Raw genomic sequence first — 20,686 nt, forward strand, 5'->3', positions numbered from 1 at the left:
AACGCGGGATCGTGGACAGCGAGCTGTAGAAGATCAGCATGTTGTAGCCCACGAACTCCCACGTCACGATGTTGCCGATCGACGCGAGCAGCACGTCCGGGGCGAGCACGCCGATGTGCGTGCCCAGCAGGTCGTTCAAGGAGCCCACCAGGCCGTACTTCGCGCCGTAGATGAACCCCCCACACCAGGGTCGACACGACCGCGGGCACCGCGTACGGCAGGAACGTCGCGATACGGAAGAACCTCGCGCCGTGCAATTTCATCGAGTCGATGCACAGGGCCATCAGCGCGGACAGGAACAGCATGACCGGGACCTGCACGACCGTGAACAGGGCCACGCGGCCCACCGCGGACCAGAACTGCCCGTCCTGGAACAGGCGCACGTAGTTGTCCAGGCCCGTGAACACCGTGCCCCCGATCATCTTCTTCTGGAAGAACGAGATATACACCGCGTACACGATCGGCACGACGAACACGAACACGAACACCAGCGCGAACGGCCACATGAACTTCCAGCCACGCCAATCCGCACGATGCCTATTCACACGCGGGGACGACGCGGGAGGCGCGACGGTTGTCTGCATTGACGCCATCTTTCCTCTCCTTTGAAGGTTGCCTAGCATAGAGCCGCTGCAATGCAGCTCAAAAAATGTTTGCGTTATCATTTTAGCACGGCATTACCGATGTGAGCAAAAGTCGGCGTTTCCGAATGGTCATCAACACAAAAATGGTGACGAAAACACGACTTGTTCCCGCTGCTATAATGACCGTATACACCGAACAAGGAGTAGCCATGGAACGCAACCAGCCCGCATCGATGCAGGATGTGGCCAAGGCGGCCGGCGTATCGTCTCAGACAGTGTCGCGAGTGGCGAACGGCAGCGCGGCCGTACGTCCGGAAACACGCCGCAAGGTCGAGGAAGCGATGGCTCTGCTCGGATATCGCCCAAACTACGCCGCACGGTCGCTCAAACACGGAAAATTCAACAACATAGGCGTCGCCTTGTTCAACATGACCACGTACGGCAACGCCCGCATCCTCGACGGCATCACCTCCGCCGCAAACAGGACCGGATACGCTGTGACGTTGCAGACCATCGGGCAACGTCAAGAGCGCACCCTGTCCGCCGTAGTCGACCACATGAAGCAGATGCCCGTGGATGGACTCATCGTCGTGCTCGAAGAGAAAATGCCGGATTTCGACGATTTCGCTCCGACCTCGGAGCTTCCCGTCGTGCTCATCTCCGAAGACCCCGCCAACCACTGCCCGACCATCGACGCCGATCAGTACGGCTGTTCCACCGCCATCGTCGAATACCTGCTCAGCCGGGGGCATCGGACCGTCTACCACATCGCCGGGCCATCGCATGCACGCGCCGCCGAAAGCCGAGCCCAGGGCTGGCATGATGCGCTCAAGCAATACGGCATATCCGCACCTCCGACGTATATCGGGGACTGGGAGGCGGACAGCGGATACCAGGCCGGCCTTGCCCTGGCCCACGAGACCGATTGCACGGCGGTCTACGCGGCCAACGACCAGATGGCGTATGGGGCGATCCAGGGATTGGCCGCCGCGGGCAAGCGCGTGCCGGAGGACGTCAGCGTCGTCGGCGTCGACGATTCACTGACCGGTGTGATCCCACGGCTGAGTCTGACGACCATGCGCATGCAGTTCCAGAGGATCGGGCAGGAGGCCTTCGACCTGGTCAAAGCGCAATGCGACGGCAAACATGTGCCGTGCGGCGTCAAGCATGTCGTCTCCGCCGAACTGATCGTGCGCGGTTCGGTCAGGGACCTGTCCTGACATATCATCGCTATCATCGCGTTCGGCGGCGCACCATCGGTTTCGTCGTCGAACGCATCGAACGCTCCGACCGGCGACGCGTCGGCGCCGGAACCGTTTAATGCTGGCGCATGCGCCCCGTATAACGGGCCAATTCCACGCCTTCGGGAGGCGCGGCCTGCGCGCGCACCGTCGGCGTTTCCATATCGACGCCCTCCATTCGGGCGCCCAATTCGATGCGGGAGTCGAAACGCCGAGGCTCCCCCGATATCGGATCGACGAATTCCAATGTTCGCGCGACCAATTCCAAAGGATGCCGGAAATCGTCATAGGGATGCTTGCGGATCATCGGGTAGAAATCATCGCCCAGAATCGGCAGCCCCAACGAATTCATATGGATGCGCAGCTGATGCGTCTTACCGGTATGCGGATGCAGCACATACCTTGCGACGCCCGTATGCCCGGGCATGGCGCCGACGCGCTCGATCACGGTCTGCGCATTGACGACGCCCGGCTTCTCATACGCCTGCAGGAACCCACGCTCCTTGACGATATGGGAGCGGCGTTCCAGCGGAAACGACGTACGCGAGTCAAGCCGGCGAATCGTGCCGTATCGCGGCCGCCTGACCGGTTTCAATGGCGCCAGGCACTCGTAGGTCTTCGTGGTGCGCCGCTCCTGGAACAGCATCTGGTAGGCGCCGCGCATCTTCGGATTGCGCACGAACACCACGACACCGGCCGTCAGGCGGTCCAGACGGTGGGCCGGCGTGATGTCCGGCTCGCCGAAACGTTCGCGCAGTCGAATCAGCGCGGTCTCGCGATACCACATGCCGCGCGGCATCGTCGCAAGAAAATGCGGCTTGTCGATGACGATGATGTTATCGTCAACATACAAAATCTCGCATTCGAAGGGGATGCGGGGCTCCTCGATCACGAAACGATGCGGATGCGGCTTGCGTCCGGTCTGCGGAGTCTGCGCAGACAGCGGAGCCGACGAAGCCGGCATCCCCGTCAAATCCTGCGTATCCGACACAGGCCCCGTCACTCCACCGTCACCGACTTGGCCAGATTACGAGGCTTGTCGACGTCATAGCCCTTGATCTTCGCCATATCCATCGCGAACAGCTGCAGCGGGACCACATCGACCAGGGGGCTGAGCAGCGTCGGGCATTGCGGACGCCAGAACACCACGTCGGCATATCGTTCGACGTCCTTATCGCCTTCTTCGGCCACTGCGATGATGGTGGCGCCGCGCGCCTTGACCTCCTCGATGCCGGAGATCACCTTCGCATGCAGCACGTTGCGTCCGCGAGCCGGCGGCACGATGAACACGACCGGCTCGTTCTCGTCGACCAAAGCGATCGGGCCGTGCTTCAATTCGCCCGCCGCAAAGCCTTCAGTGAAGGTGTAGGCGATTTCCTTCAGCTTCAAAGCGCCTTCCAACGCCACCGGATAGCCGACATGACGGCCCAGGAACAGGAAGGATTTCGCGTCGACCATACGTTCGGCGGCGGCATGGATCGCATCGGATTGAGTGTCGAGGATGCGCTGGATCTTCGCAGGCATGTCCTTCAGCGAATCCAGGGTCTGATGGATTTCGTCGCGGAACATCGTGCCCTTCGCCTGCGCCAGGTACAGGCCCAGCACATAGGCCGCGGTGATCTGCGCCACGAACGCCTTCGTGGAGGCGACGGCCACCTCCGGGCCTGCATGCGTGTACAGCACGGCGTCGGATTCGCGCGGGATGGACGCGCCCTGCGTATTGCAGATGGCCAGCACCTTCGACCCCTGTTCGCGAGCATGACGCAACGCCATCAGGGTGTCCATCGTCTCTCCGGACTGCGAGATGGCCACGACCAGCGTGCGCGGCGTCAGAATCGGATCGCGATAGCGGAATTCATGCGCCAATTCCACTTCGACCGGAATACGCACCCAATGTTCGATCGCATACTTGGCGACCAGGCCTGCATACGAGGCCGTGCCGCAGGCGATGACGACGATCTTGTCGATCGCCTTGAAATCATGCTCTTCGATATGCACTTCATCCAGATTGATGTCGCCGTCCGCGTTCAGGCGGCCCAGCAAAGTGCGTTGCACTGCGGCCGGATCCTCATGGATCTCCTTGTCCATGAAGGAGTCCCAACCGCCTTTTTCCGCGGCGGAAGCATCCCAATCCACCGTATAGGTCTTCGGATTTTCGACGATGTTGCCGTCGAAATCGGTGACGACGACGCGGTCCGCGGAGACCAGCACGGCCTGGTCCTGGTCGATTTCCATTGCGCGCTTCGTATAGGCGACGAATGCCGACACGTCGGAGCCGAGGAAGTTTTCGCCGTCGCCGAGGCCGACGACAAGCGGCGAATCATGGCGGGCGCCGACGACGATATCGGGCTGGCGGCAGTCGGTGGCGAGAATGGTGAAGGTGCCTTCCAGCATGCGCGCCAGCCGGCGTATCGCTTCGAACAGGTCGGGGCGGCCTTGTTCGTCGATGATGGTGTCGACGATTCTGCCCAGCATTTTCGCCGCGACCTCCGTGTCGGTGGCGGACGAGAAACGGTAGCCTTCCGCCATCAGATTGAGCCGCAGTTGGGCGGCGTTTTCGATGATGCCGTTATGGATGATCGCGACTTTTCCGTCCTGCGATGTGTGCGGATGGGAATTCACGTCGCTGGGGACGCCGTTGGTGGCCCAACGGGTATGTCCGATCGCGACGGTCGCCGCGGCGAGAGGATTCCTTTCGAGATCCTCGACGAGATTGGCGAGGCGGCCCGCCTTCTTGCGAACCTGCACCCGTTCCATGCCGGGCGCGCTCAATGCGACGCCGGCCGAGTCATAGCCGCGGTATTCCAAACGTCCAAGACCCTGTAGGCAGACCTCCAAAGGCTTACCGCACGCGGTTGCGACATTTCCTGCATATCCAACAATTCCACACATGGTTCACCAGCCTAACGGGTCATACTGTCTTTCACCGAAGAACAACACGCTCTGCGCACAATCTTTCCGCACACGAAGCACAAGCGCATCACGGCTTCGCGTCACAGCACGTGCTGCAGGAAATCCCGGAAACGCGGCTCCTGCGGATTCGTGATGATTTCGGGGCCTCCCTGTTCCACGACGACGCCGTCGGCCATGAACACCACCCGATCGGCGACTTCACGCGCGAATGCGATTTCGTGGGTGACGACGATCATCGTCATGCCTTCGTCAGCCAGCGAACGCATCACGTTCAGGACCTCGCCCACCAGTTCGGGGTCGAGCGCGGACGTGGGCTCGTCGAACAGCATGATGCGCGGCTTCATCGCCAACGCGCGGGCGATGGCGACGCGCTGCTGCTGGCCGCCGGAAAGCTGCGACGGGTAATGGTCGATGCGCTCGCCCAGTCCGACGCGTTCCAGCTCTTCGACCGCGAGCGCGCGTGCGGCCCTGCGGTCCATGTGCTGCACATGCACGGGCGCTTCCATCACGTTTTCCAGCGCGGTCATATGCGGGAACAGGTTGAAGCGCTGGAACACCATGCCCAGTTTGGAACGTTGCGCGGCGATCTCCTTGTCGGTCAGCGTCTGCAGTCTGTCGACGCCGCCTTTGGTGACATGCTTGTAGCCGATCAGTTCGCCTTCGACTTCGATGCTGCCGCCGGTCAGGGTTTCCAGCTGGTTGATCAGGCGCAGCAACGTGGATTTGCCGGAGCCGGATGGTCCGAGCAGCACGGTGACCGTGCCCGGCATGACGGTGAGGTCCACGCCCTTGAGCACATGCAGGTCGCCGTACGCCTTATGCGCCTGGGTGATTTTGACGGCGGGTTCCGCCGCGGACCGCCGTGCCATGCGGATGTCGTTGTTCATTTCGCTCATTCGCGCTCCTTACGCCGTCAGCCCGTTGAAGGTGGCTTCGTTCTGCTTGGCGATGTCGTTGTGCGGCTCGCCTTCGGTATTGCCCGGCTGCGGACGCTTGCCGCGCGTGCCGAGGGACCGTGCTTCGAATCCCTTGCCGAAATGCCGTTCCAGACGGGATTGGATCACCATGAGAATGGATGTGATGACGAGATACCAGAAGGCGGCCACGACCAGCAGCGGGATCGGCTTGTAGATCCGGCTGGCGATGGCGTTCGTGGCGAATTGCAGTTCGAGGGTGAACGGCACGGCCACGACCAGCGACGTGGTTTTCAGCATGCCGATGGTTTCGTTGCCTGTCGGCGGGACGATGATGCGCATCGCCTGCGGCAGGATGACGCGTCGCATGATCAACGACCGGCTCATGCCCAGCGCCTGCGCGGCTTCGGCCTGGCCGGGATCGACCGCCTCCAGGCCGGCCCGCACGATCTCCGACAGGTATGCGGCCTCGTTCAGGGACAGACCGATCAGCGCCGCCGCGAACGACGTCATGATGACGGACGAGTCGACGCTCCAGAATTCGATGGAGGTGAACGGGATTCCCACGCTGATCTTCGGGACCAGCACGGAGAACAGTCCCCAGAACACCAGCTGCGTGTACACCGGCGTGCCGCGGAAGAACCAGATGAAGAACCAGCTGACGCCGCGCAGCACCGGATTGATGGATTTGCGCATGATCGCCAGCACGACCGCCAGCACGATGGCGACCATCATGGAGATCACCGTCAACTCCAATGTGTATCGGATGCCCGACAGCACGTTTTCGTTGAACAGGTACTTCCAGACGACCTCCCATTCGAACCGTTCGTTGGTGGCGACGCCGTACGCCAGCATCGCGGCAAGAAACGCGACGACGACCGCCGCGACCACTGACCCCGGCCGCTTCACCGGCAGCGCGTCGATCCTGTTGGGAATGTTCAGGCCTTCCCCGTCCTTTGCCTTCGTTGATCTCATGGTTCCTCTTCCCGATGCTCGCAGCCCGTTGATGTTCCGGGATGCGACTACGCGTTGACGCCGATGGAATCCATCATGATATCCTCGACGCCCCAAGCTTTCATAATCGCCTCATAGGTGCCGTCGGACACCAGTTCCTCCATCGCGGCCTTCACCGCTTCCAGCGTGGCCTCATCGCCTTTGGCGATGGCGATGCCCATCGGTTCCACGGATTCGTCCTCGCCGAGCAATTCCAGCTGCCCTTCGGTCTGGGCCACGGCGAATCCCGCCACCGGCGTGTCCGTATACAACAGGTCGACGCGACCGGCCACCAAGGCGGTGGTCACATCGCTTTGGTTCTGATATGGAAGCAGCTCGATGGGATCCTTGCCTTCGGCCTTGCACTGGTCCTGCGCGTCGTACATGACGGTTTCGCCGACGGTGCCCGTCTGCACGGCGATCCTCGTGCCGCACAACCGTTCGGGGTCGGCATTGGTGGGATTGCCCTTGCGCACCGCGAAGCTCAGGCCCGCCTGCGCGAACGTCACGAAATCGACGGCTTTCACGCGTTCCTTGTTGATGGTGAATCCGGACATGCCGATGTCGTATTTGACGCCGACCGCCGGAATGATCGTATCGAACGAGGCGTCGGCGATGTCGACCGGCAATCCGAATACGTCCCCCAACGCCTTCGCCAGGTCGATTTCGTATCCGACGGGCGTCACACCGTCATTGGCGAGGAATTCGGCGGGAGCGTACGTGAGGTTCGAGCCGACGGTGAGCTTCCCGTCCTTCGTCACCGTGTCCGGCAGCATCGCGGCTATGTCGTCGTTCTTGGGCGTCGTGCCGACGATATAGCTGCGTTCGATGTTCGGGTCCGCGTCGGTGCTGTCCGTCGTGCCGCAGGATGCCAGCGGCACCAGCATCGCAAGACAGGCCAATGCCGCGATCGGCGACTTGTATCGTGTCATAGTCGCCAATCGTAGCGTGACGCTGTTACACGCCGCCGGACTACCGGGAACGCATGTTCCGGTAGCGCATGATGCGCAGCGCTTCGCGCTTGTCCTGCTCCTCGCGCAGCGCCTGGCGCTTGTCGTATTCCTTCTTGCCTCGGGCCAACGCGATTTCCGCTTTGACGCGGCCGTCCTTGAAATACAGGCTCAACGGCACGATCGTAAAGCCCTTCGCTTCGATCTGACGGGACAGCTTCGCGATCTGCGCGGCATGCAGCAGCAGCTTGCGCTTGCGCTTGGGCGCATGATTATTCCACGTTCCGTTGAGATATTCGGGAATATTCGCGCCTTCAAGCCAGATTTCACCGCGACGGTCGATGGAGACGAAGGATTCGGCAAGCGACGCGCGGCCTTCGCGCAACGATTTGACTTCGGTGCCGGTCAGCACCAGACCGGCTTCATAGCGGTCCTCGATGGCATAGTCATGCCTCGCCTTCCTGTTCTGCGCGATCATAGTCGTACCTTGTTCCTTGGCCATCGGAACCTCCTTTCCTTCGCTCGGCCCGCCGCCCCCAAACAGCGGTACGGCACGCCGGCGCATTGCATGCGGCTGCGGCGTGCCGTACATGATACCACTCAGTGCACGAACCAGTACTGCCCGTAATTGGTCAGCACACGGCTGTGTGTGATGTATGGGCCGCCCCAGTTCATCTCGGAAATCAGGAACGTGCCGTCGCCGTACACCGCTTCGACCACGGCCACATGCCCATAGAATCCATCGGCGCCATCCTGCCCCGGAAGGAACGACAGTGCGGCGCCGACCTGCGGCGTGTGGTCGACGCGCAGACCGTAGCTTGGCGCTTTCAGATACCATTCGCCGCCATTGCCCAGATAGGACGGCGTGTTGATGCCCATCTGCTTGCGGCGATTGTAGGCATACCACGTGCATTGTCCGGGCACATATGCATTGCCATAATCGCCGTTGCTGGTGCCCTGGCCGCCGGTTCCGACACCGGTGTTGATGTTTCCGGAACCGCCGCCGGAGGAGCCGCCCGGATTCGAGCCGCCTCCGGTGTTTCCGCCGGTGCTGCCGGAGTTGCCGCCGGGCGGCTGTGTGGATCCCTGGTTGCCGGAATTGACGTCGCCTGCGGCGTCGGCCTGCTCCTGGGCCCACTGACGATTCAGATCATCGACCTGGGACTGCAGCAGAACCGTCTGTGCCGCCTGCTTGGCCGCGTCGGAATCAAGCTGATCCTGCAGGCCTTCCAATGCAGCGCGCTTCTGCTCGCCCTGGACGCGCAGCGCGTCCAACGCATCACGCTCGGCCTGCGCATCGGAAGCGGCCTGCTGAGCCGAAGCGGCCTTCGTATCGGCTTCCGCCTTCAATGCCGCGATCCGCTTTTCGATCGCGGCGAGTCGCTCGCTACGGTTCATCGACGTGTTCAACGATGTCGCGGCATCGGAGGCGGCGTTCGCTTCCGTGCGGGACAGAGCGTCCTGCGACTGCATCGCATTGATGTAGTCCGTCGTATCGGTGGCGCCGGTGACGATGCTCATCATGTCAGCGGCATCGGATCCCTGCATGTCTTCACGCGCCATCTGCGCCACCGCGTCGCGCGCGTCATCATAATCCTTGCCGGTCTGTTCTATCTGGGCCTCAAGATTTTTCTTATCCTGCTGCGCTGCCGCCAGACGGCTCGCAGCGGAATCCGCTTCGGCCCGCGCGGCGGCGGCCGCCTCGTTCGCGGCGTCGACGGCGCTTTGCGCCGCGGGAATCTGCGTATTCGTCAGCGCATCAAGCTCGACGAGCCTATCGGCGAGATCATCGCTGACGCCCTGCAATTGTGCGCGCAATTGCGCTTCACGCTGCTGGCTGGCCTGCTTCTCGTTCTGCGCGTTCACCAAATCGCTATACGTATCGGCATATGCGGAGGATACGGCCGGTGACGACGGCCACACCGCCATCGTCGCGCACAATGCAATCGCAGCCCCGGCAGCGGCGACAGATTTGACATTTCTGGCTTTCGTCATGAATTCATTTCCTTTCCGCTTGAGGAACAACTGTATCAGGCGTTTGAGAAAATCCCGGACCCGACCGGCATGCTTGCACGACCGTCATGCCCCGCGGTCCGTCATGCCTTCAGATATCGGTGCAGCGACACCATCGACGCGATGGTCGACAGCAACACCGCGCCTGCGATCAGTATCGGCGAAGTCATCAGCACCGTCGTCTGATTGATGTACGGGATCCAGGTGATCGACGTCGCCAGCCAGTCGGTGATGAAGACCTTCACCAGCACGGACAACGCGGCGCATGCCAGCACCGATCCCAGCAACGAGGCGACCACGCCTTCCAGGATGAACGGCAGGCGAATCGTCCAATTCGAAGCGCCCACCAATCGCATGATCTCCGTTTCCGTGCGACGCGACGCGGCCGACATGCGGATCGTCGTGCCGGTCAGCATGATCGCCACCAGCACCATCACCGCAGCCAACGCCGCCGTGGCGACCGTGGCGCGGTTCAGCACCGCGAACACCGGTTCGAAGATCTGCCGCTGATCGCTGACCGTCTCCACGCCTTCGCGGCCGCTGAGCACTTCGGCCACGATCTGATACTTCGACGGATCCTTCAGCTTCAGCCACAGCGAATCCTGCATATCGTCCGCGGTCAACGTACGGCCCTGATACCGGCCGTCCGGATACTGCGCAAGGAAGGTGTCGTTGTAGAAGTCCTCCTTGCTTTCGAACGTAATCTGCGCGACTTCGTCATTGAGCTCGTCGCGAATGACCTTCTGCAGATCGTTGATCTGGGCTTCCGTGGCCGCGGTGCCCGCCGCGCAGTTGACGGATTGGCTGGTGCCGTCCGGACACATCCATACGACGACCTCGACCTTGTCGTACCAGTCGCCCTTCGCCTTCGTGATCTGCGCCTGGGTCAGCACGGAAGCGCCGATGAACAGGAAGGAGATGAAGGTGACCAGCATCACCGACAGCAGCATCGGAACATTGCGACGCAGGCTGGTCCAGGTTTCGGAAAGAATGAAACGCAGTCGCATCAGTCGTTCTCCTTCTGGGATTCATCATCATGCTTGCGTGCAGGCGGCATCGGAGGCGCCGGCGGCATAGGCGGCAGCGGCACGTCAGGCTGCGGCTCGGCGGCAGCGGCGTCCGTTTCCGGATGCCCGTCGGAAGGCGTTTCAGGGTGGTCTTCGGACCCCGATCCGGCCTGCTCGTCATTGCGGGCGTCGGACTGCACGTCGGAACGGGTCGCGGCGGCAGCATCTCCGGAAACATCGGCATCCTCCGTCGCTTCATTTGAAGCCTCGACCACAAGGGATTCCACGGGATCCTGACCGTTGCGCACATCCTGCGATTCCGTCGGATCCGCGGCGGTCCGCGCATCCGACGGTTCCTGTTCGGCGGCGGCCTGCCGCTCGGCGTATTCCTCCAATTTCAAGCCCTTGCCCCAGGTCAGCGTCTGCTCGACCGGAGCGAACGCCTCGCCGTAACGGCCGGTTCTGCCGGAATGCACGGAATTGGCAAGACGGGCGATGCCGCTATCGCCTTCGCCGTTCGTAACGGCTTCGGCGATGGCGTTGACCATATGCTCCGCCGTCTGCTGGCGCGTCTGGCCTTCGACGACGATCGCGACGCCCTGCTGCGGGGTTCCGCCGGTGTCCTGCATGTCCAGGCTGGCTTCGATGGCCTGCTGCGACTTCGATTCGACTTCGGCATCCGGGAAGTACAGTGCGGAATCATAGGAGCCCTGCGCCTCGTCACGGACGATGCGGCCCGCATGCAGTTCGACGACGCGCTTGCGCATCGAATTGACGATCTCCTCGTTATGCGTGGCCATCACAATCGTGGTGCCGGTGCGGTTGATGGCGTCCAGCACTTCCATGATGCCCAGCGACGTGGTCGGATCCAGATTGCCGGTAGGCTCGTCGGCAAGCAGGATCTGCGGATGATTCACATACGCGCGCGCGATGGCGACGCGCTGCGCCTCACCGCCGGAAAGCTCATGCGGATAATTGTTTTCCTTGCCGGTAAGGCCAACGGTTTCAAGCACTTTCGGCACCATCGATTTGATGGTCGAACGGCTCGTTCCGATCACCTCCAACGCGAAGGCGACGTTCTGCCACACCGTCTTGTTGTTGAGCAGCTTGTAATCCTGGAAGACGAATCCGATGGAACGGCGATAATGCGGCACCTGACGATCGGTCAGACGACGCAGGTCATTGCCGGCGACGCGAATCTCACCATCCGTGGCCTCCTCCTCACGCAGCAGCAGACTCAGCAACGTGGTTTTGCCGGAGCCGGAAGCGCCCACGAGAAACACGAAATCGCCACGATTGATATGCAGATCGATATCGTCGAGCGCAGGGCGGGTGCCACGCGGATAGATCTTGCTCACATGATCCAGTGAGATAAGCGACATGTCGTCTCCTTCACCGAAGGCCGGCCGAAGCCGGCCTCACAGGTCGTTGGGATCTTAGGTCTAGTTCTCCGCTGCCTCGGCGGCGGCGCGACGCTGCTCGTGACGCCAGCGGATGCCCGCGTCGATGAACTCGTTGATGTCGCCGTCGAAAACGGCCTGGGTCTGCGAAGTCTCGCAACCGGTGCGCAGATCCTTGACCATCTGGTACGGATGCAGCACATAGGAACGCATCTGGTCGCCCCAGCTGGCCTTGATGTCGCCGGCGAGCTCCTTCTTCTTCTTCGCCTCCTCCTCATGGCGCAGCACCAGCAGTCGGGACTGCAGCACGGCCATGGCGGCGGCACGGTTCTGGATCTGGGAGCGTTCGTCCTGCATCGTCACCACGATGCCCGTCGGCAAGTGGGTGATGCGCACGGCGGAATACGTGGTGTTCACGCCCTGGCCGCCAGGACCGGACGCGCAGTACGTGTCCACGCGGATCTCGCTTTCCGGCACGTCGATATGGTCGGTGGCCTCGACCAGCGGCACCACTTCGACCGCGGCGAAGCTGGTCTGACGGCGGCCCTGGTTGTCGAACGGGGAGATGCGCACCAGACGATGCGTGCCGCCTTCAACGGAAAGACGGCCATACGCATACGGCGCGTCGATCTGGAACGTCGCCGACTTGATGCCGGCCTCCTCCGCATAGGACGTGTCCATGACCTTGGCCTTGTAGCCGTTGCGTTCCGCCCAGCGCACATACATGCGCAGCAGCATCTGCGCGAAATCGGCGGCGTCGACGCCGCCGGCGCCGGAACGAATCGTCACGACGGCGGAACGTTCGTCATACTCGCCGTCCATCAGCGTCTGAATCTCCATATCGGCAAGATCCTTGCCGATCGATTCGATCTCGGACCGTGCCTCAGCCAGCGTGTCGGCATCGTTCTCTTCCTGTCCGAGCTCGACCAGCGTCTCGACGTCATCAATGCGCCGCGTCGCCGAAGCAAGACGCTTCAGCTGCGACTGCACCGCCGAGAGCTTGCTCGTCACCTTCTGCGCGTTCTCCGGATCATCCCACAGGCCCGGCTCCGCCGCCTGCTCCTCAAGCTCCTTGGCCTGCGCCGTCAATCGGTCGATATCCAGCGCGGCGGCAATGGACTCGTATTTAGCCCGCGCCTCGCCGATGCCTTGCGAAAAATCAAAATCTGCCATTAATCATCACCCTACGTAATATGCTGCGTTTCAATTGAGGTTGCGGCCATATCATCAGCCGACCCATCGCCGGTAGCTCATTGTATCGAGTCCCCTGCACAGCCTCCATGCGCTTCCCCGACAGCGAATCCGACCGTATGCCGCATGCATGTCGCGATGTTTTATAGCTTCCGGGCGGTATCGTGGGAAGCGCCGATATATTGGATACTGTATGCAGGCAATGCAGGCAATACCGTATAGCCGATTGAAAATCGTGAAGGAGCATCAATGACCGAACAGCGCACAGCATGGGGCTGGGGTCTGGCGAGCGTGGACGCCGCCGGCGTGACCCTGGATGTCTGGTACCCGAAGCTCACTCTTGGCGAGGCTCCGGCCGAGGCCGACCGTCCGAATCATAATTTTGAAGGCCTCGCCTATGACGAGCCCGACGCCCGTGGCGTGCGCCGCGTTCCGGTATTCACCGTCTCCGCCTTGGACGAGCCGATCGTGGACGCCGCCGACGCCTACCTGCGCCTGCACCTGATGAGCATGCGCATGGCCAAGCCGAACACGCTGAATCTCGACGGCATCTTCGCCAAGCTCGCCACCGTCGTGTGGACGAACTACGGCCCGTTCTCCGTCGCAGACTTCGCGCTGCGCAAGGCCGACGTGATGGCCGCCGCGCGCAAGGCCGCGCCGTTCGGCATGCCGCTGCCCAACGTCGACGTGATCGCGCTCGACAAGATCCCGCGCATGCTCGACTACGTCACGCCGACCGGCGTGCGCGTCGCCGACGCCTCCCGCGTGCGGCTCGGCGCATACCTGTCCGAAGGCACCACCGTCATGCACGCCGGCTTCGTCAACTTCAACGCCGGCACTCTGGGCGTCTCCATGGTCGAAGGCCGCATCTCGCAGGGCGTCGTCGTCGGCGACGGCTCCGACATCGGCGGCGGCGCGTCCATCATGGGCACGCTGTCCGGCGGCGGCAAGCATCGCGTCACCATCGGCGAGCATTCGCTGCTGGGCGCCAACGCCGGCATCGGCATCTCCCTGGGCGACAACTGCACCGTGGAGGCCGGCCTGTATGTGACCGCCGGCACGAAGATCGCCATCTACGACAAGGCGAAGGTCGAAGCGGGCGAACCGCTGGAAGTCGTCAAGGGCGCGGAACTGAGCGGCAAGAACAACATCCTGTTCATCCGCAATTCGCAGACCGGCGTCATCGAGGCACGCCACCGCAAGGTCGGCATCGAATTGAACGAAAGCCTGCACAAGCACAACTAAGCCGTTGCGTCGTATCTGCCGTACCGGTACGGCAGATGCAGCTCCAGGCCGGCTGTGAGATAACGCCCGTCTGCCGTCCGATGCGTTCGACCGCACCTGATGGCAGGCGGGCGTTCGCCGTATTTGCGTATCATTGGCGCAGGCAATCCGCGGCGGACACCGTGATGCGCGCATGGGTGGCGTGCATGGGCGTCGCGATACGTATGGAAGAGGACAGTATGAAAATCACGCTGATCACCGTGGGCAAGGTCAAGGAATCGTATCTGCGCGACGCCATCGCCGAATATTCCAAGCGTCTGGGCCGCTACTGCAAGCTCGACATCGTCGAAGTGGCCGATGAGAAGACGCCCGACAACGCTTCCGACGCCGTGGAAAGGCAGATCAAGGCGAAGGAAGGCGAGCGCATCGCCAAGCACATCAAAGACGACGCCTATGTGATCGCGCTGGCCATCAACGGCAGGATGCTCTCATCCGAAGAGCTGGCCGCCAAGATCGACACGCTCGGCATTCAGGGCACCAGCCATATCCAGCTCATCATCGGCGGCTCGCTCGGCCTTGACGATGCGATCGTGCGCCGCGCCGACTTTCTGCTGAGCTTTTCGAAGATGACCTTCCCGCATCAGCTGATGCGCGTGATTCTGCTGGAGCAGATCTACCGCGCCTACAAGATCAACGCCCACGAGCCCTACCACAAGTAGGCGGAGGCATTCCAGTCGTCGAGCCAGCCGATGACGGTTTCGTCCGCCTGCGGATGCCAGGCGGACAGCAATCGGCTGAGCACGTCGGTATCGGCTTTTTCCACGGGGACGCTGAGCATCATATCGGAACCAGCGCGCAGCGACAGTCCGTTTGCGGCCAGCAAAGCGGTACGCTTGTTGCCGACGCCGAAAGGCTGCGCCTTTGCGAGGACGGCGAACGGACGCGCAGCATCCGTCAAATCGGCTTTTGACGAGGCGGCCTGTGCGATTGCGGCCTCCAATGCTGCGGCATCCGGTACCGGCGCGGGGACCTGTACCGCCGTTTCGGCAGGCTTTCCCTCCGCGACGCCGCCAACGTGGCGATCGGCCTGGAATCCGCGGATCCGGGCGATGGACGGGAGTGAATCGACCTCCGTCGCCATGCGTGTGGCGTTGAGGCCGTCGAAGGTGCGCCCATCTCATACAAAAGCTTGGACGGGCCTTTGGCGCTCAACAGACCGCCTGTCATTGCGCCTCCTCTTCCGTATCGGTTCGCACGCATGCCATGTTCACGAATATGCCGTATTGATACGTGGATCGCAACGCATGTCAGCACGCGTATTGCATTGCACGCCCGCGCTTCGGCTCGACGCGTTCGCCCCGACGCGATGCTGCGCGATCCGCCCGGGAATGCGGCCCAATGCGAACAATGTGGCGAACATGGCCGGATCGAAGCCGATGGCACGGTGAACCAGTCCCGTATGGAAGTCGACGTTCGGATACAGATGGTGTGAGACGGCGAGCCGCTGGAAGTCGTCAAGGATACGGAACTGAGCGGAGAGAACGACATCCTGTTCATCTGCGATTCGCGGACCGGCGTCATCGAAGCACGCCGCCGCAAGGTCGGCATCGAATTGAACGAAAGCCTGCACAAGCACGACCAAGGCCCGGGCCGCAAAGCGGTGAGGACGAAACCGCAGCCGGCATTTCAGCGGAATCGCACGGTTCAACACATCGCAGCCTCACACGAAACAACGCCCGGCAACGCCTGGACGCCGGGCCGCCATCAAGCGTCTGACGGCGCACACCCTGACGGCAATGGTCAACGGCGTTTGAACAAGCGGAACAGTTGCGACTCACGGATGAACAGGCCCGCGACCAACGCTGCGACGAACGTTCCCGCGAACACGGCGGCCGGCACACGCAGCACCGCACAGGCCACCGTGGCGGGATCGGATACCGACAGCCGTTCGCATGCGCCCGCCAGCAGCAGGCCGGCGGCCAGACCGCCGCCGCCCGCCCACACGCATGACTCCATGCCGATGCCTGCCAGCTGCGCGGCTTTCGTCTGCCCCGAATGCAAGGCACCCGCATATTCGAGACGCCGACGCCACACCGACAGCAGTCCGATCAACGCGCCGATGAACAGTCCAAGACAAGGCATCCAACGGGTCATGCGCGACATGTATGCGGCATGGGCGTCATACCGCGCATCGAACGCCTTGTTGACGGCCACGACGCCGGGGGCCGAATCACCACCCGTAACCACGATCGTGCCGTACAATGCGGCGTCGATCCCATCGGACGCCGGCCATTGTTTGGCCCAGCATTCCTCGAAGGTACCGTCCGATGCGGCGACGGGCGTGATGACGGCATAAGCGAAGCGGGTGTCACGTCCATCGTTCGGCCAATCGAATATCCCACTGACCGTCACATCGCCCTGTTCCGTCTCCAGACGCCCGCCTTCGGCGAGGCCGAAATCCTGGGCGACGGACCTCGACATCCACACGCCCGTCGCATCGATGCCGCGCATCGTGCCGCCGGCCGCAAACAGTCTCAGCATGCCGGGCGTGACCTCATACGATGCGATATCGTTGCGCGCAGTGGCCTTCGGCGTGATACGCCCACCCGCCCGCACCGCGCCGGCATGGGACGGACCGCCCTGCGACCGCGGCAGTCTGTCACAGGTGAGACCGTCCACCGTGCCTCCGACGATCGCCCTGACATCCGCGTCGGCGGCGATACGCTCGCTGGCATCCGATTCCATGCTCCGGATGGACGCCAGTTCGTAGCCGCCGCCCAGCACGGAAACGATGGCGATGGCGAACAGCAACGGCAATGCACGAGCCGTTCCCGCGCCGATGTTGCGCATCGCTTCGGAGAAGATGGATCGCACCCTCATGACGCCCCCCTGTCGGACACGCCGCGCGCGCCGCCGGAAACGGCATCCGCGGAATCGCCCGACGCATAGTCAGACAAATCGACCACCACGTCGCAAGCGTCACGGGTATCGGGATCATGCGTGGCGATCACGACGATCATGCCCTGATCGGCGAGATGTCCCAGCACGCGGCTGACGCCATGCGCGGTCCTCGTATCCAACTGGGCGGTCGGTTCGTCGACCAACAGCATATCGGGACGAGAACACACCGCACGCGCCAGCATGAGACGCTGAGCCTCGCCTCCGGAAAGATCACAGAACCGACGGTCGACGGCATACGCCAAATCGAACAGTTCCATCGCCGCAAGCGCCTGCGGTTCGGCCTGCACACGGGTCAGCCCCTTGGCCAGCAACGGAAACGTCACATGATCCAACGCGCTGCGTTCGGCCACGCCATACGGATTCTGAAACACCCAGCCGATACGTTCCACGCCGACACGCTCCACGGTGCCCTCCGTCGGATCCTGCCATCCCGCAAGAATCGACAGCAGCGTGGATTTGCCGCATCCGGACGGCCCGCATATCGCGGCGGTACGTCCGGAACGGAACACCGCATCAAGATGCTCGAACAACATGTCGGTACCGTCGAAACGATGGGCAAGACCATTGACACGCACTTCGACGACAGCATCGGCATTCCTGCCGTCAAAGGCATCGCGCATCTTCGATCACGCTTCCCAACCCCACCGCCGATATCGAAGCAGGATCCCTGCCATCGTCCAAACGCAGCAGGCTCACCCCCAGTTCGGAACCGACGATGGTCGCCGGCACCGTTTCGCCATCGGCCACGATGCAGCCATGACCGTCGGCAATGCCGAACACCGCCGCAGCCGGCACGCGCAACACCATAACCGCCTCCGGCAGGCTCAGCGACGCATCAAACCCGGCCGACACATCGACGCCGCCCTCAACACCCGCGGCGACCATCATCTGAAAATCCCGCGACGCCGTCAGCTGGGTGCAAAACGATGCGTCGTCCACGCCGGTCGCCCCGGCCGGCAACGTCGTGCTGACACCAAACACCGTCAGCGTGCGATCCGTATCGGACGCGACGCCGTTCTTCACATCCAAGCGCGTGATCGCACCGGGAATCTCACCGATCGGTGCGCCCGCATCCACCAGAGCGCCGACGACGCCCGCCCATCCCGTCACAGTGACGGACTGCAGGGGAATCCACAACGCATCGGACAACATCACGGTGCCGTCCGAATCATTGCCGAGATCGGACATCAGCTGCTTCCAACCCTGCATCGTATACCACGAAAAACAATCGGAATCCGGCGACGCGCTATACCCGAGCCGATTAAGCTCGTTATTCAACGCCAACACGTCACCGCCCGCATCCCCGGTCCGCAGATCGCGGTACAACGGCGTCTCCGTGTGCAACGCGACGATCGCGCGGCCATTCACCGCAAACGCTGCCTCGCCGGAAACCAGACGTCCTCCCGACAGGTCCGCGGTCACCGTGCCGGTGGCGTTGCCAAGCAGTTGCCGCGACTGCGACACGGTCGGCAGCACCGTGACCTGCTGCGAACCGGCATATTGCTGCGCACCGACAGGGGCGGACGTCAGTTCCCGCGCTTCGCCAAGCAGATCGGGAGCCCTGTCCGGCAGCAACAGGGCGCAGGCTCCGACCGCAACGGACGCCGTAAGCATGACCGCCAACAGCAGCCATGTCAACGGCACGCCGCGTCCCAGGCGGCCATGCGACGCCCCGGAATCGGATGACGGGCTCCTTCCCCCATTCAAGGACGCTTCACGACCGTCACGCGCACCGTCATGTTCATCGTTCCGTTCCCTCATACTTCCCTTCCTTCGTCAGGCTTTCACTGCATACCGCATCCGACACGGCCTCGCGACGCTATCGCCATAGGTTCACGCGCTCATCGTCCTCATAGGAGGTGTGCCAGCCGTTGACGACCTTGCAAGCCCGGAACGTTTCATCCTTCTCGTCGAAATACCGATACGAACCGTCCGTGGACTCCTTGCGCAGCTCGTCGGCCGTATAGCCCACCGGCACCTTCTCCGCTTTCCTCAGACAATCGGCAACGCTCTCATACTGGTCCGAATACAGATTCGGATTGCCCCACTGCATGCCATACACGCGGTCGATGCCCTGAATCGGCAGATAGCATGCGTTGTAGTCCTCCATGTATTTGTCCCACTGCGACTGGGTGCCGGTGAAATCAAGGGACGGCATACTGTATATGCCGTCATACCGGGCCAGTTCGAACGACGGATAGCCTTTGTCGATCATGCATTCCTTATATGACGACCAAGCTTTCTCGTAATCGGATATGCTGACCCCGCCATCGGCCTTCGCGCGTTCAAGGATGGAACGCTCCTCATCCGTGATGGAATCCCATGTCAGCACCTGATCGATATATGAGTCCAGACCGGAGGCCAGCTTCGTGCCGTCGGACGACGCATCGCCATCGCCCGCCCCGTCTTGGATCCCCGTCGACACACCGCCCGAAGCGTCCGGATCGTCGACGGCCCCCGCCGCCGAGCAAGCCGACAGACCCCATATCAGCATGCAGGCGGCACAGCCTGCGAACCCCCTGTGAAAACCGCGTGAAACATCCATAGCACACCGCTTCCCATGACAAGCATTCCCAACATTAATTATGGAACCATTCCGTTCTTGCCCACGAATCTGTTTGAGACAACCGGCATCGCAACAAGAACGGAATGGTGAAATCACTAAACCTGCCCTGCATCCGCCCAATCGGCACCACCGCGATATGCAGAGGATCCGTAAACCTCAGCAAAAATCGCTTGCCCTGGTGCGCCTATTTTATAATCCCTCTTTGAATAATCCTGAACCGCAAGGGCAAAAACTCCCACGGTATGGTAACTAATTGCCTCAGCTGAGGTATAGTCCCAATCATTGCTGATATAAGTACTAGCCCAATACGGCTGAGAATACGAAGTATTCGCAGAAGCGGCACCGGCTGGCGCAAGCAAGCATGCAACGCAAGCTATCGCGCTTACCACAGCAACATTTTTTCTTGTAACACTCATAGTCGTACCTTCCAAGATCGCATCTTCAACGGCCTCCGGCTCCGTTACCAGGGCGGTCAGAAGATTGCCGAATATCAAACACTTCAGTTAGTTGAGATATCGAAAACATTCATGTTTCCGGATAGTTTACGACAATCAGCATCATAGCAAATTGTTGTTGTAACAAAGTTTATTAAGGATAATATACCAAAACTGAACTGCGCCCCAAAAGTTGGACGATATTTATCATGATAGCGTCCTAGACCGTCAGGGTCATATTCCGGTACTCGACCGGGGTATGGCCCTGAAGCCTTTTCTGACGCCGCCGGTTGTT

20 protein-coding genes and 3 pseudogenes are annotated in these 20,686 nt (G+C 61.9%); 4 read left to right on the forward strand and 19 right to left on the reverse strand.

What is annotated here, in order from left to right:
• A pseudogene (locus tag AC1AX7_RS09175) lies at positions 1-593 on the reverse strand (carbohydrate ABC transporter permease); the annotation flags it as partial.
• Between the two features lie 224 nt (positions 594-817).
• Here AC1AX7_RS09175 and AC1AX7_RS09180 point away from each other — a divergent pair.
• The gene (locus tag AC1AX7_RS09180; RefSeq protein WP_476509798.1) at positions 818-1,804 is read left to right on the forward strand and encodes a LacI family DNA-binding transcriptional regulator; all 987 of its coding nucleotides are present in this window, start codon (positions 818-820) and stop codon (positions 1,802-1,804) included.
• Positions 1,805-1,901: 97 nt separating this feature from the next.
• Here AC1AX7_RS09180 and AC1AX7_RS09185 read toward each other — a convergent pair whose 3' ends face one another.
• The 10 genes from AC1AX7_RS09185 to prfB all read right to left on the reverse strand — a co-directional run bounded on the left by AC1AX7_RS09185 (position 1,902) and on the right by prfB (position 13,188).
• Positions 1,902-2,717 (reverse strand): pseudouridine synthase, encoded by an 816-nt coding sequence (locus AC1AX7_RS09185; RefSeq protein WP_476509799.1) that lies wholly within the window; start codon positions 2,715-2,717, stop codon positions 1,902-1,904.
• Between the two features lie 107 nt (positions 2,718-2,824).
• Positions 2,825-4,717, reverse strand: a complete 1,893-nt coding sequence (gene glmS, locus AC1AX7_RS09190; protein ID WP_476509781.1) for a glutamine--fructose-6-phosphate transaminase (isomerizing) — start codon at positions 4,715-4,717, stop codon at positions 2,825-2,827.
• Positions 4,718-4,818: 101 nt separating this feature from the next.
• Positions 4,819-5,634 (reverse strand): amino acid ABC transporter ATP-binding protein, encoded by an 816-nt coding sequence (locus tag AC1AX7_RS09195; RefSeq protein WP_476509782.1) that lies wholly within the window; start codon positions 5,632-5,634, stop codon positions 4,819-4,821.
• A 9-nt stretch (positions 5,635-5,643) separates the two neighbouring features.
• Complete coding sequence (locus AC1AX7_RS09200; protein ID WP_476509783.1) at positions 5,644-6,627, reverse strand: amino acid ABC transporter permease; 984 nt, start codon at positions 6,625-6,627, stop codon at positions 5,644-5,646.
• 47 nt (positions 6,628-6,674) lie between these two features.
• Positions 6,675-7,577, reverse strand: a complete 903-nt coding sequence (locus AC1AX7_RS09205; RefSeq protein ID WP_476509784.1) for an ABC transporter substrate-binding protein — start codon at positions 7,575-7,577, stop codon at positions 6,675-6,677.
• A gap of 40 nt (positions 7,578-7,617) precedes the next feature.
• Positions 7,618-8,097: an SsrA-binding protein SmpB gene (gene smpB, locus AC1AX7_RS09210; protein ID WP_476509785.1), complete on the reverse strand. Its 480-nt coding sequence runs from the start codon at positions 8,095-8,097 to the stop codon at positions 7,618-7,620.
• Between the two features lie 98 nt (positions 8,098-8,195).
• Positions 8,196-9,590, reverse strand: a complete 1,395-nt coding sequence (locus tag AC1AX7_RS09215) for a CHAP domain-containing protein (RefSeq protein ID WP_476509786.1) — start codon at positions 9,588-9,590, stop codon at positions 8,196-8,198.
• Between the two features lie 101 nt (positions 9,591-9,691).
• The gene (ftsX, locus tag AC1AX7_RS09220) at positions 9,692-10,615 is read right to left on the reverse strand and encodes a permease-like cell division protein FtsX (RefSeq protein ID WP_476509787.1); all 924 of its coding nucleotides are present in this window, start codon (positions 10,613-10,615) and stop codon (positions 9,692-9,694) included.
• Positions 10,615-11,997, reverse strand: coding sequence for a cell division ATP-binding protein FtsE (gene ftsE, locus AC1AX7_RS09225; RefSeq protein WP_476509788.1), 1,383 nt, complete (start codon positions 11,995-11,997; stop codon positions 10,615-10,617). The genes ftsX and ftsE overlap by 1 nt, the downstream gene beginning before the upstream one ends.
• Before the next feature lie 60 nt (positions 11,998-12,057).
• Entirely contained in the window at positions 12,058-13,188 is a 1,131-nt protein-coding gene (prfB, locus tag AC1AX7_RS09230; protein WP_476509789.1) for a peptide chain release factor 2, read from the reverse strand.
• A gap of 267 nt (positions 13,189-13,455) precedes the next feature.
• On the opposite strand from prfB, the gene dapD reads away from it, so the two are divergent.
• Positions 13,456-14,451 (forward strand): 2,3,4,5-tetrahydropyridine-2,6-dicarboxylate N-succinyltransferase, encoded by a 996-nt coding sequence (dapD, locus tag AC1AX7_RS09235; RefSeq protein ID WP_476509790.1) that lies wholly within the window; start codon positions 13,456-13,458, stop codon positions 14,449-14,451.
• Positions 14,452-14,669: 218 nt separating this feature from the next.
• A complete protein-coding gene (gene rlmH / locus AC1AX7_RS09240; protein WP_476509791.1) occupies positions 14,670-15,149 on the forward strand; it encodes a 23S rRNA (pseudouridine(1915)-N(3))-methyltransferase RlmH in 480 nt (159 codons plus the stop codon).
• On the opposite strand, the gene AC1AX7_RS09245 is transcribed toward rlmH, so the two are convergent.
• Together AC1AX7_RS09245 and AC1AX7_RS09250 are read right to left on the reverse strand one after the other, a co-directional pair.
• The gene (locus AC1AX7_RS09245; protein WP_476509792.1) at positions 15,137-15,571 is read right to left on the reverse strand and encodes a hypothetical protein; all 435 of its coding nucleotides are present in this window, start codon (positions 15,569-15,571) and stop codon (positions 15,137-15,139) included. The genes rlmH and AC1AX7_RS09245 overlap by 13 nt on opposite strands.
• Before the next feature lie 222 nt (positions 15,572-15,793).
• A pseudogene (locus AC1AX7_RS09250) lies at positions 15,794-15,925 on the reverse strand (citrate/2-methylcitrate synthase); the annotation flags it as partial.
• Here AC1AX7_RS09250 and AC1AX7_RS09255 point away from each other — a divergent pair.
• Positions 15,926-16,066, forward strand: a pseudogene (locus AC1AX7_RS09255) (2,3,4,5-tetrahydropyridine-2,6-dicarboxylate N-succinyltransferase); the annotation flags it as partial.
• Between the two features lie 164 nt (positions 16,067-16,230).
• Here AC1AX7_RS09255 and AC1AX7_RS09260 read toward each other — a convergent pair.
• The 6 genes from AC1AX7_RS09260 to AC1AX7_RS09285 form a co-directional block, all read right to left on the reverse strand.
• Positions 16,231-17,310: a hypothetical protein gene (locus AC1AX7_RS09260; protein ID WP_476509793.1), complete on the reverse strand. Its 1,080-nt coding sequence runs from the start codon at positions 17,308-17,310 to the stop codon at positions 16,231-16,233.
• The gene (locus AC1AX7_RS09265) at positions 17,307-18,011 is read right to left on the reverse strand and encodes an ABC transporter ATP-binding protein (protein WP_476509794.1); all 705 of its coding nucleotides are present in this window, start codon (positions 18,009-18,011) and stop codon (positions 17,307-17,309) included. Before AC1AX7_RS09265 ends, AC1AX7_RS09260 begins: the two co-directional genes overlap by 4 nt.
• Positions 17,995-19,152 (reverse strand): hypothetical protein, encoded by a 1,158-nt coding sequence (locus AC1AX7_RS09270; protein ID WP_476509795.1) that lies wholly within the window; start codon positions 19,150-19,152, stop codon positions 17,995-17,997. The genes AC1AX7_RS09265 and AC1AX7_RS09270 overlap by 17 nt, the downstream gene beginning before the upstream one ends.
• A 58-nt stretch (positions 19,153-19,210) precedes the next feature.
• Positions 19,211-19,885: a hypothetical protein gene (locus tag AC1AX7_RS09275; protein WP_476509796.1), complete on the reverse strand. Its 675-nt coding sequence runs from the start codon at positions 19,883-19,885 to the stop codon at positions 19,211-19,213.
• A 167-nt stretch (positions 19,886-20,052) separates the two neighbouring features.
• Positions 20,053-20,373 (reverse strand): hypothetical protein, encoded by a 321-nt coding sequence (locus AC1AX7_RS09280; RefSeq protein ID WP_476509797.1) that lies wholly within the window; start codon positions 20,371-20,373, stop codon positions 20,053-20,055.
• A gap of 238 nt (positions 20,374-20,611) precedes the next feature.
• Positions 20,612-20,686: IS3 family transposase (locus AC1AX7_RS09285; protein WP_476508697.1), on the reverse strand; the 75-nt coding region annotated here is incomplete at its 5' end.

Source organism: Bifidobacterium sp. LH_449 (genome assembly GCF_056356755.1).